The sequence below is a fragment of the Limosilactobacillus reuteri subsp. porcinus genome, from assembly GCF_036621895.1.
Lineage (GTDB): Bacteria > Bacillota > Bacilli > Lactobacillales > Lactobacillaceae > Limosilactobacillus > Limosilactobacillus reuteri_J.
Window position 1 is genome coordinate 1 of record NZ_LN887467.1, and the last position, 15,036, is coordinate 15,036.

Sequence of the window (15,036 nt, forward strand, 5' to 3'; positions counted from 1 at the left end):
TTTGACGGGTGGTTATGATTTAAATAAAGAGCGGTTAATCTTGTTAAATATAATTAATAACCAACTATTGATTTAGAGAAAAATAAAGACGAAAAATGATCTATGACCGAGTTAAATACTTATCTAAAAAGTCCATCACAATCTTAAATACCTGTGGTTGAAGGAATTTCACATCCATGTGACTTGCGCCTTCGATTTCGTATAATTCAGCAGGAACGTTGTTTTCAACTAATGCATCATAAAGCTTTTCACTATCTTTAATTGGAACAACGACATCTTCTGTCCCATGAAAGATAAGAAAGGGCGTAGAATTAGAATTTACATAGGTGAGGGGATTTGCGGCAGAATCAAGCTCAGGAGCGTTTTCAGGCTCAGCACCAAGCAAGTTACGGTAAACAAAATCAAAATCGTTTGATGCACTTCCTGTTTTAGCGGTTAAGGGATCAACCACACCATAAAAAGGAACTGCTACTTGAACATCACTGGAGTAATCTAAATTAGCACCTTTGTCGAATTGGTTAAGGCCGTTAGTAACACCTAGCATACTTGCCATATGTCCACCGGCCGATTCTCCCATCACAATAAACCGATTAGGATCAGCTTGGAAGCGCTTGGCATTAGCTCTCATATAACGAATAGCAGCCTTAGCATCTTCTAATTGCCCAGGAAACTGAACTTTGTTGCTATCACGATATTCGACGCCGACAACAATGTAACCATGCCGAGCAAAATCAACCAAATTCGGCAGATGAACATTGTGGTCAGTATCCATCCAGCCGCCACCAGCAAACCAAAAAATTACTGGATAACGTGTATCATCATTAGTTTGAAAATGTCGAATGACTGAAAGCTTCAAATCTCGCGTTGTATTACCAAGCCATCCAGGAACTTGCGTATACGTAATATCTGAATCTAGCCATAAACCGTCACGTACTTGATCAACTTTAAGCGTATGTTTCATGATAAAAACTCCTTTTAAAATACTTTTGCCATAGACTTCAGCAATAGTATTACATAAATCTTTTAAAACATAAATCAAAAGTATTAGTTTTATTAAAGTCGGGAGTTAAAAATAAGCATTAGATAAATTCTTTTGAGAAAGCTAAAAATTGATATTCTGTGGGAATTTTAAATTCAGTCGCATTAAAACTATAATTTTAATGACAGGTTAATTTTAAAATAAAATGTTCCCTCTTTACGTATTTACTAGCAACTTCGCCTATTTTATGGTTAGATTAAATTAATATATATTTATAAGGAGCGATCATCTATGGAAATTCAATACTGGGCTGATATTGCGTGCCCATATTGCTATATGGGAATTACGCAATTACAACGGGCGCTGAAAGAATTAAAGATTGCCGAGCAGACACCATTAAAATTTATGTCATTTCAACTAGATCCAACGTTGCCAACAACAACTGATTTATCAATGACAGAATATTATGCAAAAACTCATCAACTAACTACGCAAGAAGCTGCTACGCAAATACAAAAAATTGATCAACTTGCTGCCGATATTGATTTACCAATTAAAATGGAAAATGCGATTTCTGTTAATACATTAGCTGCTCATCGCTTAATAAAATACATTGAAAGTTTAAATGACCAAGCATTACTTAATAAAGCTGTTAAACGCCTTTATCAACTTTATTTTAATGATAATGAATCAATCGCGGACTATGAAGTTCTAACTGGTGCAATGAATGAAATTGGACTACCTGTTGCTGATGTTAAAAAAGTTCTTGAATCTAATCAATATGAAGATGAGGTTCGAAAAAACGAACGGCGCGCATTTATGATTGGAATGCCAAGTGCACCGTTATTTGTGATTAATAATAAGTATTCAATCACTGGTGCGCAACCTTACGAAGTATTTTTAGAAGCCTTGAAAAAAGTAAAAAATACAACTAAATAGGATTCACGCAAATCAGAAGATAATTTCTGGTTTGCTTTTTTGTTCCCCCTGCTCTATTTGTAAATAGAAAAACTGTAATTCTTTATAAATTCTAATCATCCGGGTAGAATAAGACGAGGAGGTCTTTAGAATGAAGGTAACAAAACTTATTGTAGGAATTATTATGATTGTGTTAGCCATTATTATATTTGTTCAATCGATTGTAAGAGGTTTTGGAAATCCTAATCCTGCAATCCATATTTATGCTGGAACAGCCGAATTAATTGTTTCACTATTATATCTGGCATCAGGAATCGTCTATATCGCTACTTGTGGTATTGATGGTTTAGGTGGCGATATTGCTGGATTATCGATGATGCTAATCAGTTGGGTTTTAGGTTTATTAACGTGTACTATCTATCTTCCATTGCAACTATGGGCATGGTTGGCATTAATTATCGGAGTCGGCTTCTTTGTCTGGCATATTATGTTACGACGTGAATAAATTATGCTAATTATTGGGCAATCCAATGATGTTCGCTTTTAGCCTACGTTATTAGATTGCCTATTTTTTCTAATAAAATAAAAAAACAGCGAGTAATTTTACTCACTGTTTTAGACTAATTGGGCTAGCTGGATTCGAACCAGCGCATGACGGTACCAAAAACCGTTGCCTTACCGCTTGGCTATAGCCCAATTATATTAAAATGTTGAACAACTATTAAAATTGCTCAATGGAGGATACAGGGCTCGAACCTGTGACCCCCTGCTTGTAAGGCAGATGCTCTCCCAACTGAGCTAATCCTCCAAAAGTGACCCGTGCGGGATTTGAACCCACGATACCAGCGTGAAAGGCTGGTGTCTTAACCACTTGACTAACGGGCCATATTAAATTAATTAAAAGCGGGTAACGAGAATCGAACTCGCGACAACAGCTTGGAAGGCTGTGGTTTTACCACTGAACTATACCCGCATATCAGCGACGAATATTATATTATCAAGTTATCCTATAAAAAGCAATACTTTTTTCAAAAAAGTTTATTTTATTTCCCGAAAACTAATTAATGGCTGCGTTAGTACTGCTTATTACAAAGTAAAAATCAAATTTTGACTACAAAAAAACAGCTAAGAAGATTACCTCTTAGCTGTTTAGCCAGATCGGGAAAACAGGATTCGAACCTGCGACCCCCTGGTCCCAAACCAGGTGCTCTACCAAGCTGAGCTATTTCCCGAAATAGTGCCGAGGACCGGGATCGAACCGGTACGGTTATCACTAACCGCAGGATTTTAAGTCCTGTGCGTCTGCCAATTCCGCCACCCCGGCATAATAGAACTGACTAAGCGGAAGACGGGATTCGAACCCGCGACCCCCACCATGGCAAGGTGATGTTCTACCACTGAACTACTTCCGCAAAAGTGACCCGTGCGGGATTTGAACCCACGATACCAGCGTGAAAGGCTGGTGTCTTAACCACTTGACTAACGGGCCATTTCTAAATATATCAAACAATTTTTCTCGAAATTGTTAACTCGTCTTTCACAACGTTATTAATAGTACCAACTGATCTATAAAATAGCAAGAACTTTTTAGAAAAAACTAAAAAAAGTTCTTGCTATTGTTATGTTTTCCTTTTAAAAGACAGCAAAAAGACTGAAAAAATCTCATTTCTCAGTCTTTAAAATTTATATTCTTAAATCAAATGCACCCCCTTATCAACATAAATGGTGTCGCCGGTAACTCCAGTTGATAAATCGCTCATTAAGAATGCACACACGTTCCCAATTTCGCTAATAGTTACATCTTCTCCATCAACAGTTCTTGCTTGGGACATCTTTAAAAGTTCATCATGACCTTTAATACCTGTAACTGCTAATGTCTTAACTGCTCCAGCAGAGATTGCATTAACACGGATTCGTTTTTGCCCTAAATCCCGTGCTAAATAGCGAACACTAGCTTCAAGGGCAGCTTTAGCAATTCCCATTACATTATAGTTAGGAATAGCACGTTCAGAACCAAAATAAGTTAAGGTAACAATACTTGCAGGATTATTTAATAGGTTGAACTGATTAGCAACTTTAGTGATAGCAATAAGGGAATAAGACGAAATATCTTGCGCGATTGCATAACCTTTGCGACTAACACCAAGGATTGAACCAGCTAATTCTTCTTTTTTTGCAAAAGCAATTGCATGTACGATCCCATCTACTTTTGTAAAACGTTCTTTGATAGTTGCAAAGGCTTGTTCAATACTTTCGTCATCCGCTACATCACATTCAATTAATTGATTTTCATCATCTACTAACCGTTGTAGGCTTTTTTTCATTCTGGAATTCTGATAAGTATAGATAACTTGGGCACCTTGTTCAGCCATCATTTGTGCACATCCCCATGCAATAGAACGCTTATTAGCTACTCCCATAACAACGATCTTTTTTCCTGTTAATATATTTCCCATATTATCCTCCTTAAAACTTTCGATAACGTTTTTTTCTATTTGCTAGAAGTTGCTTTGGTGATAATTCTTGCAGTTTGTTTAATTGCTTTAGTAAAACCTGCTCGATATTTTTGCAAGTTTTACGATGCTCTTCGCTTTCTGGAATAATTCCTTCAATAATCCCTTGTTTTAATAAAGCATGCGGCACCATTTGCATTAATTCTGCCGCTTTATCTGCCTTCGTACTATCTTTCCACATAATGGAGGCAAACCCTTCAGGAGATAAAATAGAATAAGTACTGTTTTCTAACATCCATACTTCATCTCCGCATGCCAATGCTAAAGCTCCCCCACTACCTCCTTCACCATAAATAATCGTGATAATTGGAATAGCAAGCTGACTTATTTGTAAAATATTTTGGGCAATCGCATTACCTTGCCCGTTTTCTTCGGCTTCCTTGCTAGGAAATGCTCCTGCGGTATTAACAAAACAGAATACAGGTCGTTTAAACTTAGCTGCCTGCTTAATTAAGCGGAGTGCCTTGCGATAACCACTAGGCATTGGTGAGCCAAAATGTTTTATGATTTTTTCTTCTGTTGTTTTTCCTCGATCGGTGGTAATGATGGTAACTGCTTGCTGATGGAAAGTAGCGATTCCACCAACGATTGCAGGATCATCCGCGCCTGCCCGGTCGCCATGCAACTCAACAAAATCTGGGAAAACATTTTGAATAATCTCTATCCCCGTAATTTTATTGTCGCTGCGAGCACGTTTAACAATCTCGCTTGCTGATAATTGTTCATTCATTAGCAACGCTCCCTGTTTTTAATAGCCATTCAAGCAGCTTTTTTTCATCTTGACGTTTTACAATTCGATCAATAAACCCATGATGCAGGATGTTTTCAGCTGATTGGAGGTCGACAGGAACTTGCTGGTGAATCGTCTGTTCAATAACGCGACGGCCAGCAAAGCCAACAAGTGCATGGGGCTCAGCGAGAATAATATCTCCGTCCATCGCGAAACTAGCAGTTACTCCACCAGTTGTTGGATCGGTTAATATCACGATGTATAAAAGTCCTGCAGCAGCATGCTCATTTATTGCTTGTGAAACCTTCGCCATCTGCATTAACGACATAATTCCTTCTTGCATCCGTGCCCCGCCTGAAGCAGTGAATAATACTACTGCTTGGCGATGGGTAGTTGCATATTCAAATAAGCGCGTTATCTTTTCACCTGTAACAGTTCCGAGTGATCCCATAATAAATGTTGGATCCATAATGCCTAGTGAAAATAGCTGATCATTAATCGAAGCTTCACCAGTTAGGACCGAATCATTCAGCTTAGTTTGTCTTTGAAGTTTGCTGATTTTTTCTTGATATCCAGGAAAATGTAACGGATTCTTTGTCTGGAGATCCTTATCGAATTCTTTAAACGAATCTACTAACCATGAGAGTCGATGACGGGCAGGTATTCGTAATCCATAGTCACAGTTAGGACAAACAGCATATTGTGTTAACTGCTTGGCAAATAGTAATTGATGACAATGTGGACACCTTAACCACATTTGATCTGGGACCCTTTCATCAGCATTTTTATCTGCTTTGATGTGCCGTTCACTTAAAGTATTATTTTGATCATATAATTTCACGCTGTCAGCCCCTTCTTCCATTGCGGCAAGAAAGAGTCTTCAAGAAACGTTGTTGAAGCTGCTCCTGCCAAAAATTTAGGATTGTTTAGGATTGCTAAATGGAAATTTTGATTGGTCGTTACGCCCGTAATTACCATTTCATTTAAAAGTCGTTTGATTTTTTCAATAGCTTCTTGGCGATCTTGATCAAGGGCAATTACCTTAGCGATCATTGAATCATAATAAGGAGTAATCTTGCTGCCAGGATAAATAGCAGTATCAATTCGCATCCCCAAATTACCGACTGGAAGATACAAGTAATTAATCGTCCCAGTCACTGGCATAAAGTTTTGCTTAGGATTTTCTGCATTTATCCGACACTCAATTGCATGTCCATGAACCTGAATATCCTGTTGGGTAAAGGGAAGTGGTTTATTTGCAGCAACAATAACCTGTGCCTTCACTAAGTCAATCCCAGTTACCATCTCCGTCACTGTATGTTCAACCTGAATACGAGTGTTCATTTCCATAAAGTAAAAGTGATGGTCCTTGTCCATTAGGAATTCTATTGTCCCCGTATTATGATAGTTAATCGCATTAATGGCTCGCATGGCAATTTGTCCTAGCGTTTTTCGCTCTTGTTCATTTACTAGGACACAAGGACTTTCTTCAATCAATTTTTGTTTATTTCGTTGAATCGAGCAGTCTCGTTCAGGAAAGAAAACGGCATTGCCAAAATTATCACGAAATACTTGGACCTCAATGTGTTTAACATTCTCCATAATCTTTTCAAGGTACATTCGGTCATCATTAAACGAGAGGCGGGCTTCGTTTTGGGCCTCGCTAAATATTTGCCGCATCTGGTTATGATCGTTAATTCGTCGGATCCCTTTACCGCCACCACCAGCAGCTGCTTTTAACAAAATTGGATACCCAATCTTGTTTGCAACCTCAACAGCGTCATTAACATTGGTAATATAGTCATCACTTCCAGGAATTACAGGCACCCCTGATTTTTTCATTTGCTCCCGTGCATGCTCCTTATTTCCCATTAAGTCAATAACTGAGGCTTGGGGACCGATGAAAGTAATTCCGCATTCTTCACACATTGTCGCGAATTCCGCATTTTCTGATAGAAAGCCAAAGCCGGGATGGATCGCCTGGGCACCTGTACCAAGAGCAGCTTCCAAAATATTTTTCGCATTCAAATATGAATCTTGGGCACGGGCGGTTCCAACGCATACAGCTTCATCCGCTAGTTGAACATGAAGACTTTCGCGGTCTGCAGTTGAATAAATAGCTACCGTCTTAATTCCTAGCTCCCGTAATGACCGTATTATCCTGACAGCAATTTCACCACGATTGGCGACTAGTACTTTGGAAAACATCAAACCACCTACCCAATCATAAAAGTTAATTCGGCTGTACAGGCTTTTTTACCATCGACCGTTGCAATGCCTTTACCAATTCCAATGTTTTTATGAACTTTTTCTAGGTTGACTTCTAACTTTAATGTATCACCAGGGCGGACTACTTTACGAAATTCTGCTGACCGAATCCCACCAAAATAGGCTGTTTTCCCTTGGAACTCTTCTTGAGATAAAAGAGCGACGGCACCTGTTTGCGCCAATGATTCAACAATCAATGCTCCTGGTAAAACTGGATTTTGAGGGAAATGACCATTAAAAACCTCTTCATTAATCGTGACATTACGCCGTGCAATGGCCTTCTTACCAGGTATTAATTCATCAACTTGGTCAATTAGTAACATTGGGTAACGATGCGGAAGGATTTTTTGAATTTCAGTTATATCTAAAGTTTTATTAGTCATTATCTTTATCCTCCTGAATTGAGAAAAGCGGTTGTTCTACTTCAACTAATTCTTCATTGCTTACACAAATTGAAGTAATGATTCCATTAAAAGGGCTTTTTATCTCTGTCATCATTTTCATTGCTTCAATCACACAAACAACATCCCCCTTTTTTACATGGTCGCCACTTCTAACATAGGGATCTGCATCGGGGGTTGGTTGGAGATAGACAGTTCCGACTAGGGGCGCGGTTATATTTTGCGAAGGTAAAGTTGGTTGCTCTGTTTTTTCGGTTGTTATAAGATTTTCATGCTTGCTCGTTTGCTTATTTTTGCTTAAATAGAGCTGAAAGGAATCTTGATTTATTTCTAATTCACGAATATCAGAATCTTTAAAATTTTGCATTAATGTTTGAATTTCTTTAAATTCCAAGATAGATCACTCCCATTTCTTAAAGGCTAAAACAGCATTATGCCCACCGAAACCAAAAGAATTGCTTATTGCGTAGCGGGCATTTGATGCGTCACTATTTTCTGCCGTCACAAGGTTAACCGAGCATTTCGGATCTTGATTAAAGCAACCTATATTCAACGGTAATTGTCCCTTTTGTAAAGCGGCCACTGTTAAGACTGCCTCGATTGCTCCTGCAGCTCCAAGCAAATGGCCAGTCATTCCCTTAGTTGAACTGACACGAACATTACTATCAGAACCAAATACTTGATTGATTGCTTTAGATTCGCCTTCATCATTAGCATGAGTAGCGGTTCCGTGGGCATTAATATAGGAAATCTCGTTAGGACTAATTCCAGCTTCTTTAATTGCCAGTTCCATTGCTCTTGCCGCCCCTGCACCAGTTGGATCAGGGGATGTAATATGGTAAGCGTCCGAGGTAGCACCATAACCGACAATCTCACCAAGAATGTTAGCACCGCGTTTTTGCGCATGCTCAAGCTCCTCTAAAACAAGTGTTGCACCGCCTTCACCCAAAACAAATCCTTGACGTGCCTTATCAAATGGCAAAGAAGCCTTAAGCGGATCAGTTGCTTGTGATAATGCTGTTAATGCCGCAAAACCAGCAATCCCGATTTCATTCACCGAAGCCTCTGATCCACCGGCAATCATTACTTTGGCGCGTCCTTCTTTAACTTGACGAAAGGCTTCTCCAATTGCATTAGTTCCAGTGGCACAAGCAGTCACAATTGATGTACAAATATTTTGCGCATTAAAGTGAATGGAAATATTACCGGCTGCCGTGTTAGCAATTGACATTGGAACAAACATTGGTGATACCCGTCTAGGACCCTTATCATGCATTTTGATAATTTGCTCTTGAATAGTTGTCAAACCACCAATTCCAGATCCATAGATAACACCCATGTCAACTGGCTTAGTATTTGTTTCATTAATCTCTGCCATTTCCATTGCTTCAATAGCACTTTGTAAGGCATATTGAGAATAAAGATCCATTCGACGCGCGGCTTTTTTCCCGATGACATCATTAGGGTCAAAATCGTCAATTTCACCTGCGACGGTAATTCCTGTCGGCTTGGCATCAAATTTCTTGATCGCTTTAATTCCAACTTTGCCTGCAAAACTATTACTTATAAATTCCTGAATACCGTTACCATTAGGAGCAACAGCACCCATTCCTGTTATTACAACTCTTGTCATTTAGTTCCTCCTAAATTGTCATTCCACCGTCAACTACAATGGTTTGACCGGTCAAATAATCGTTTTCTGCTAAAAATTTTGCGGTCTTAGCAATTTCTTCTGACTGTCCTAAGCGGTTGAGGGGGATGCGACTGAGAATCTGTTCTTTTACTCGCTCAGATAATTTTTCAGTCATATCACTAGTAATTATTCCGGGAGCAATCGCATTGCAACGAATTCCACGGCGCGCTCCTTCTTGGGCAATAGATTTAGTAAGGCCGATTATACCTGCCTTGCTTGCCGCATAATTAGCTTGTCCCGTATTACCATGGAGACCAACAATACTAGCAAGGTTGATAATGCAACCGGCTCTTTTTTTGAGCATCTTCTTAAAAATAGGTTGCGTTAACATAAATGTTCCACGTAAATTAACATTGATGACCTGGTCAAAATCGCTCACTTTCATTCCCATCATTAACTTATCATTCGTGATTCCCGCGTTATTGATAAGAATGTCGATCTTCTCATATATTTGCCAAGCCGCTGCTGCTAATTCACTAACTGATTCTTCGTTTGCAATATCGCCCTTAAGGTAGTGATATTCCGTCCCTAGTAGATCTAGTTTTTCTTTAAGCGCTTTTGGTAAGTCATCTTGACGCCCATTGAGAATTAGCCGACTACCAGCCTTAGCAAACTCTAATGCAGTAGCTGCCCCAATCCCGCGTGTGCTTCCGCTTATAAAAACGACTTTATCTGTCAGTTCCATCTTTTTGCTCCTTTATAAAATTTTCATAATCAACAAGACTTTCAATGTGTTGGGTATTTAAGTGCCAATCAACTTGGTGAGCAAAGCGAGATAACGTCTTTCCAGGACCAATTTCTAATGTTGTGTCAATTTTCGCGTGCTTGACTAATTCCTTAACATTAGCTCCAAAGTGTGTTGGAACAGCTAATTGTTTTTCAAGAATTCCTGGAAGATTCTCACAATGAAATAAGCTGTTAGTAGTATTGCTAATAACTTCAATCTGTGGTTCATGGAAGTCGACTGTTTGTAACCGGTTATGCATCTGTTGACGTGCACCGTTAAAGAAGGGAGTATGAAATGCACCATTAACTTTGAGCAGAATCGTTCTTTTCGCAAGCTTGTCTTCTTCCATCTTTTTAAGGGTAGCCTTTAAGTCGGTTAATGCCCCGCCCACTACGATTTGTCGTGGTGAATTATAGTTAGCAATATAAATCCGCTGACCGTTTTTTTGTTGAGCGGTGATTAGTTCTTTTATTTCTTGAAGTTGAGGGTCAAGGACAGCTGCTAATGTACTTATTTCCCTATCCGCGTCTTGTTGCATAAAGCGCGCACGATCCGCGACTAGTTTGATTCCTTCTTCAAATGAAAGTGAATTACTAGCAATTAAGGCAGCGTATTCGCCTAAGGATAGGCCGATCATCCCCTTAATTGGTAGTTGCGGTAAATCCCGTTTTAACATTCGGTAGATTCCATAACTAACTGTTACAATTGCTGGTTGAACATATGCCGTTTTATTCAACTCGTTATGCTCATTTTTCATAATTTCGAGTAAATCAAGCTCACAAACATCACTTGCCCGACTAACAACCCTTGAAAAAAGGGAGTCGGCCATAAGCTCGACTCCCATTCCCGATCGCTGTGCACCTTGACCGCTAAATAATATTCCGTAGTACATTATTTTTCATCCAATTGTTTCTTTACGAAATCAACAACGTCACTAATAGTCTCGATTCCTTCATCGGCATCTAATTCAATCTCAAATTTATCTTCAAGTTCATTCATAATTTCGAAAACATCAAGACTGTCAGCATCAAGATCATCTTTAATTCGTGCGTTCATTGTTACACGATCTTCGTCAACATCTAATTCATCAACAGTAATAGTTTTTACAGTATCAAAAATTTCTTCTTTAGTCATATTCATTCTTCTTTCTCTATTAATAGTTTAAAATTATTGTTCCTGTGCTTAAACCGCCGCCAAAACCACTCATTGCAATAATGTTACCTGGTTTAACCAATTCCTGAGCAACAGCTTGCGTCAATAAAATTGGTTCACTAGCGGCGCCCGTATTTCCATATTCACTAATATTCATTGGAAATTTTGTAATTGGTTGCGCCAGTCTCTTTGCAATTTGGGTAATTATCCGTTCATTTGCCTGATGTAATAAAAAATAATCGATATCGTCTAATTTTAAATTAGCTTGTTGAACGGCAGAAGCAATTGAGTGCGGTACTTCATGAGTGGCAAAACGATATACGTCACGGCCGGCCATCGCAAATGGTGAAAGGGATGTTAGTTGCTTAGGGAAGCCAGTTTTAGGCGTTGTTTTTCCCGCAATAATTTTATCTCCCAAGTCACCAAATGTATGGAGATCACGGCCAAGAATTAAAGGAGTTGCCGTAGTTGTCTTTTGAAGTAACACTCCGCCAGCCCCATCGCCGAACAATACGGCAGTACTTCGATCTTTCCAGTCAATCAGTTTTGATAATACTTCTGCACCGATTACCATTGCATTTTGCCAATTAGAGCCTTTCAACATTAACTCAGCTGTATTCATGGCATAGATAAAACCAGTACAAGCTGCTGAAATATCAAACGCAATTGCCTTTTTCGCCCCTAATCTTCCTTGAACAATGGCAGCAGTTGACGGCGTATAGGCATCAGGAGACATCGTTGCAATAATAATTAAATCAAGTTCAGTTGCCTTCAAATTGGCATTAATCAATAACTGGTTACCAATATTAAAAGCCAAGTCTGAAGTATTTTCAGTATTGCTGATATAACGTTGATGAATTCCAGTCCGCGATTTAATCCACTCATCTGAAGTATTCATAATAGTTGATAATTGCTGGTTAGTAATATTAAGTGGTGGATGATAACTCGCAGTACTAGTAATTCTTAAATTTTGCAATGTTTGTCAATCCTTATCTCTAAGCATGCTCATCCACAAAATCTTCTAAGTTTTGCAAGGCTTTTTTAACAACCTTCATTTCTTCATCATTCATTCCTTTGAGGAAACGTTCAACCATCATGTTATGAAAGGCCCGGTGCGCACGATATAGTACCCGTCCTCTTTTGGTTAAACGTAACCGAACAATGCGGCGATCATCTTTATCACGAATTCTTTCAACATATCCTTTTCGAATTAAACGATCAGCCATTGAAGTCATTGTTCCTGGAGTTAGATGAAGCTTTTCTGCTACTTGAGAAATTGTTTGATGGTTATACATCGTAATTGCATCAATTGCATGCATCTCTTTAATTGTTAAATCATTGAATGTACTTTTCCGTAACTCATTTTCTTCAATCCATAGAATTCCGGAATAGACTTTGATTAATCCTTTATTGATTTTTTCGTAATCATTATCTTTACTCATAATATATTTCTTCCCTTCAATTTTATTCTATAGCCCCGAATAATTTGATTATCAAAATATATTATAAATGATAACGATTCACCATGCTAAATCTTTTCTTCTCGTTCAGCAACGATAAAGACAAGTTCTGCATTACAAGCTATTTTGTCGTTCACAAGCGCTTGTGTTTCCACAATTCCCATTGATGATCGAACTTTTTTCATAACAACATTTAGTTTTAATACATCACCAGGACGGACCATTTGTCGAAACCTTGCTTTATGAATTGCGCCAAGATAAGCTGTTTTCTTATAAAAATGCGGTGATTTTAATATCAAAATTGAAGCAGCTTGGGCCAATGTTTCGATAATTAAAACTCCAGGCATAACAGGATTATTAGGAAAATGACCGCGAAAAAATGATTCGTTAATTGTGACATTTTTTGTTGCGGTAATCTTTTCTTCAGGAACTAATTCGTCTACATAATCGATGTAGCAAATCGGATATCGATTAGGAATTAATTCCATAATCTCCTGCGCATTCATTATTGTCAAAAAGATTCACCTGCCTTCAAAAAATATTTCGAGTATCAAAATATTCGATGATCAAATTATATTCAAAAATATTTTGAATGTCAAATTATTTTTATGGCATTTAATTTTTAATGATCGCAAATTAAAATATTCCTTTACTATTTAATTGAGAATTGGTAAAATAATATTTGTTCGTTATTAACGGGAAATAGCTCAGCTTGGTAGAGCACCTGGTTTGGGACCAGGGGGTCGCAGGTTCGAATCCTGTTTTCCCGATAGGTTTAGAGAGTCGTTGAAAGTTTTCTTTCAAGCGGCTCTTTTTAGTATCAAGGAGGATGTAAAAATGGAAGCAGATAAATATTTAAAGCTAATTCAAGAGGAGCTTCAGAACCTTCCTGATTATGTTAATGAGTATTATTTAGGGACCAACCATGCAGTCACAACAACCTATCAGTACTTAACTGAGATCCGACGATTCTTTGATTGGTTACGGTCAAGTGGACTCGTCTCTGTTAACTCTAATAAGGACTTGCCAATTGATACGCTGGCTAATTTACGGCGTAGCGATGTAATGCTATATATCGATTATTTGCAGCATACTACCAATGCACAAGGACGATTAAATTCTCCTACTTCAATTAATCGCTCTATTAATGCATTAAGGTCATTGTATAAATTTTTAACAGTCACCGCAGATAACAATAATGGCGAGTCTTATTTTGACCGTAATGTAATGCTGAAAATCGACTCACTTAATGATACAAAAACATTAAATTATCGGGCGCATACGCTGGCTTCACACATGTACCGGGGACAAATGAAATTTGATTTTATTACCTTCATTGAAAAAGAATATCCTAATAAATGTGATAAAAGAGCCCTCCCCTCTTATAAAGTCAATAAGGAACGAGATATTGCAATTATTGCACTTATTTTAGGAACAGGCGTCCGGGTATCCGAGGCGGCAAATGTAAACCTTGGTGATTTAAACTTAAAACAATCGTTGCTAGATGTAACAAGAAAAGGTGGCCAGAGGGATTCGGTACCAATTGCTCCTTGGGCTATTACTTATATCCAAACTTACCAAGCGATTCGTGCACAACGATACCACGCTTTAAAAAGGGATACTGCTTTCTTCCTAACCGTTTATCACAAGCAAACTCGACGGATGACAGCTAATGCAATTGAAAAAATGGTCAAAAAGTATTCAACCGCATTTGGACATCCTCTTACTCCCCATAAATTACGGCATACCCTTGCTTCTGAAATGTATGAGGTAACGAAAGATCAGGTATTAGTAGCCCAACAGTTGGGACAAAAAGGAACATCTGCTACCGATTTATATACCCACGTTGATCAGAAGCAGCAACGTGATGCTCTTAAAGAAATTAGTGAAACTTCATATAAAAAGACAAATGAATAAAAGGCTTTTCTATAAAGATAATCTTCGCTATAATGTTAAGCGGTGTATAAATTTTTTATGGAGGAGAAAATTTTGGGCTTTATTACCTTACTATTTGGAAAGAAGCAATATGTTTGTCCATTTTGTCACGAGCACTATACTTTTTCTGCGATGCATGCACGCAAGCTAGCCGACAAAGATGGGCAAATTCATTGTTACTACTGTCGTAAGGTCTTACAACAATTGCATTAGTATTAATGATAATTCGCTTTTTTACAACGCGGTTTGTAAAATTAAGT

Annotated in this window: 18 protein-coding genes and 9 tRNA genes; 5 read left to right on the plus strand and 22 right to left on the minus strand. The window is 38.3% G+C overall.

Annotated features, from left to right (window positions below; all coding sequences use genetic code 11):
* Nucleotides 1-100: 100 nt before the first annotated feature.
* The gene (locus AACL61_RS08005) at nucleotides 101-961 is read right to left on the minus strand and encodes an alpha/beta hydrolase (RefSeq protein ID WP_173030300.1); all 861 of its coding nucleotides are present in this window, start codon (nucleotides 959-961) and stop codon (nucleotides 101-103) included.
* A 309-nt stretch (nucleotides 962-1,270) separates the two neighbouring features.
* Here AACL61_RS08005 and AACL61_RS08010 point away from each other — a divergent pair, with 309 nt between their 5' ends.
* Together AACL61_RS08010 and AACL61_RS08015 are read left to right on the plus strand one after the other, a co-directional pair.
* Complete coding sequence (locus tag AACL61_RS08010; RefSeq protein WP_102816848.1) at nucleotides 1,271-1,918, plus strand: DsbA family oxidoreductase; 648 nt, start codon at nucleotides 1,271-1,273, stop codon at nucleotides 1,916-1,918.
* A gap of 130 nt (nucleotides 1,919-2,048) precedes the next feature.
* Nucleotides 2,049-2,402 carry a hypothetical protein gene (locus AACL61_RS08015; protein ID WP_102815751.1) on the plus strand — a complete coding sequence of 118 codons (354 nt, stop codon included), beginning with the start codon at nucleotides 2,049-2,051 and terminating at the stop codon, nucleotides 2,400-2,402.
* Nucleotides 2,403-2,521: 119 nt separating this feature from the next.
* On the opposite strand, the gene AACL61_RS08020 is transcribed toward AACL61_RS08015, so the two are convergent.
* The 21 genes from AACL61_RS08020 to fabZ (AACL61_RS08120) form a co-directional block, all read right to left on the minus strand.
* Nucleotides 2,522-2,593: transfer RNA gene (locus tag AACL61_RS08020), tRNA-Gln, on the minus strand.
* 39 nt (nucleotides 2,594-2,632) lie between these two features.
* A tRNA-Val gene (locus tag AACL61_RS08025) sits at nucleotides 2,633-2,705 on the minus strand.
* 5 nt (nucleotides 2,706-2,710) lie between these two features.
* A tRNA-Glu gene (locus AACL61_RS08030) sits at nucleotides 2,711-2,782 on the minus strand.
* A gap of 17 nt (nucleotides 2,783-2,799) precedes the next feature.
* A tRNA-Gly gene (locus AACL61_RS08035) sits at nucleotides 2,800-2,870 on the minus strand.
* A gap of 185 nt (nucleotides 2,871-3,055) precedes the next feature.
* Nucleotides 3,056-3,129, minus strand: a tRNA-Pro gene (locus tag AACL61_RS08040).
* Between the two features lie 6 nt (nucleotides 3,130-3,135).
* Nucleotides 3,136-3,221 (minus strand) — tRNA-Leu (locus AACL61_RS08045).
* 16 nt (nucleotides 3,222-3,237) lie between these two features.
* Nucleotides 3,238-3,309 (minus strand) — tRNA-Gly (locus AACL61_RS08050).
* 5 nt (nucleotides 3,310-3,314) lie between these two features.
* A tRNA-Glu gene (locus AACL61_RS08055) sits at nucleotides 3,315-3,386 on the minus strand.
* A gap of 202 nt (nucleotides 3,387-3,588) precedes the next feature.
* Nucleotides 3,589-4,353 carry an enoyl-ACP reductase FabI gene (fabI, locus tag AACL61_RS08060; protein WP_102816204.1) on the minus strand — a complete coding sequence of 255 codons (765 nt, stop codon included), beginning with the start codon at nucleotides 4,351-4,353 and terminating at the stop codon, nucleotides 3,589-3,591.
* Nucleotides 4,354-4,363: 10 nt separating this feature from the next.
* Nucleotides 4,364-5,140 (minus strand): acetyl-CoA carboxylase carboxyltransferase subunit alpha, encoded by a 777-nt coding sequence (accA, locus tag AACL61_RS08065; RefSeq protein ID WP_102816205.1) that lies wholly within the window; start codon nucleotides 5,138-5,140, stop codon nucleotides 4,364-4,366.
* Entirely contained in the window at nucleotides 5,133-5,981 is an 849-nt protein-coding gene (gene accD / locus AACL61_RS08070; protein WP_180977124.1) for an acetyl-CoA carboxylase, carboxyltransferase subunit beta, read from the minus strand. Before accD ends, accA begins: the two co-directional genes overlap by 8 nt.
* Complete coding sequence (gene accC / locus AACL61_RS08075; RefSeq protein ID WP_102816207.1) at nucleotides 5,978-7,348, minus strand: acetyl-CoA carboxylase biotin carboxylase subunit; 1,371 nt, start codon at nucleotides 7,346-7,348, stop codon at nucleotides 5,978-5,980. Before accC ends, accD begins: the two co-directional genes overlap by 4 nt.
* A gap of 8 nt (nucleotides 7,349-7,356) precedes the next feature.
* Nucleotides 7,357-7,791: a 3-hydroxyacyl-ACP dehydratase FabZ gene (gene fabZ, locus AACL61_RS08080; protein WP_102816208.1), complete on the minus strand. Its 435-nt coding sequence runs from the start codon at nucleotides 7,789-7,791 to the stop codon at nucleotides 7,357-7,359.
* Nucleotides 7,784-8,203 (minus strand): acetyl-CoA carboxylase biotin carboxyl carrier protein, encoded by a 420-nt coding sequence (locus AACL61_RS08085; protein WP_102816209.1) that lies wholly within the window; start codon nucleotides 8,201-8,203, stop codon nucleotides 7,784-7,786. Before AACL61_RS08085 ends, fabZ (AACL61_RS08080) begins: the two co-directional genes overlap by 8 nt.
* A gap of 6 nt (nucleotides 8,204-8,209) precedes the next feature.
* Entirely contained in the window at nucleotides 8,210-9,442 is a 1,233-nt protein-coding gene (gene fabF / locus AACL61_RS08090; RefSeq protein WP_102816210.1) for a beta-ketoacyl-ACP synthase II, read from the minus strand.
* A 10-nt stretch (nucleotides 9,443-9,452) separates the two neighbouring features.
* Nucleotides 9,453-10,187 carry a 3-oxoacyl-[acyl-carrier-protein] reductase gene (fabG, locus tag AACL61_RS08095; RefSeq protein ID WP_102816211.1) on the minus strand — a complete coding sequence of 245 codons (735 nt, stop codon included), beginning with the start codon at nucleotides 10,185-10,187 and terminating at the stop codon, nucleotides 9,453-9,455.
* A complete protein-coding gene (locus tag AACL61_RS08100; RefSeq protein ID WP_339111213.1) occupies nucleotides 10,171-11,121 on the minus strand; it encodes an ACP S-malonyltransferase in 951 nt (316 codons plus the stop codon). Before AACL61_RS08100 ends, fabG begins: the two co-directional genes overlap by 17 nt.
* Nucleotides 11,121-11,363, minus strand: a complete 243-nt coding sequence (locus tag AACL61_RS08105; RefSeq protein ID WP_003674025.1) for an acyl carrier protein — start codon at nucleotides 11,361-11,363, stop codon at nucleotides 11,121-11,123. Before AACL61_RS08105 ends, AACL61_RS08100 begins: the two co-directional genes overlap by 1 nt.
* A gap of 19 nt (nucleotides 11,364-11,382) precedes the next feature.
* Nucleotides 11,383-12,357, minus strand: coding sequence for a beta-ketoacyl-ACP synthase III (locus tag AACL61_RS08110; RefSeq protein WP_339111214.1), 975 nt, complete (start codon nucleotides 12,355-12,357; stop codon nucleotides 11,383-11,385).
* Between the two features lie 19 nt (nucleotides 12,358-12,376).
* Nucleotides 12,377-12,823, minus strand: a complete 447-nt coding sequence (locus AACL61_RS08115; protein ID WP_003663667.1) for a MarR family winged helix-turn-helix transcriptional regulator — start codon at nucleotides 12,821-12,823, stop codon at nucleotides 12,377-12,379.
* An 86-nt stretch (nucleotides 12,824-12,909) separates the two neighbouring features.
* Nucleotides 12,910-13,356, minus strand: a complete 447-nt coding sequence (gene fabZ, locus AACL61_RS08120; RefSeq protein WP_102816215.1) for a 3-hydroxyacyl-ACP dehydratase FabZ — start codon at nucleotides 13,354-13,356, stop codon at nucleotides 12,910-12,912.
* A 181-nt stretch (nucleotides 13,357-13,537) separates the two neighbouring features.
* On the opposite strand from fabZ (AACL61_RS08120), the gene AACL61_RS08125 reads away from it, so the two are divergent.
* The 3 genes from AACL61_RS08125 to AACL61_RS08135 all read left to right on the plus strand — a co-directional run bounded on the left by AACL61_RS08125 (nucleotide 13,538) and on the right by AACL61_RS08135 (nucleotide 14,989).
* A tRNA-Pro gene (locus tag AACL61_RS08125) sits at nucleotides 13,538-13,611 on the plus strand.
* Nucleotides 13,612-13,678: 67 nt separating this feature from the next.
* Entirely contained in the window at nucleotides 13,679-14,758 is a 1,080-nt protein-coding gene (xerS, locus tag AACL61_RS08130) for a tyrosine recombinase XerS (protein ID WP_102816216.1), read from the plus strand.
* 72 nt (nucleotides 14,759-14,830) lie between these two features.
* Nucleotides 14,831-14,989: a hypothetical protein gene (locus AACL61_RS08135; RefSeq protein WP_180977125.1), complete on the plus strand. Its 159-nt coding sequence runs from the start codon at nucleotides 14,831-14,833 to the stop codon at nucleotides 14,987-14,989.
* The last annotated feature ends 47 nt before the right edge of the window (nucleotides 14,990-15,036 follow it).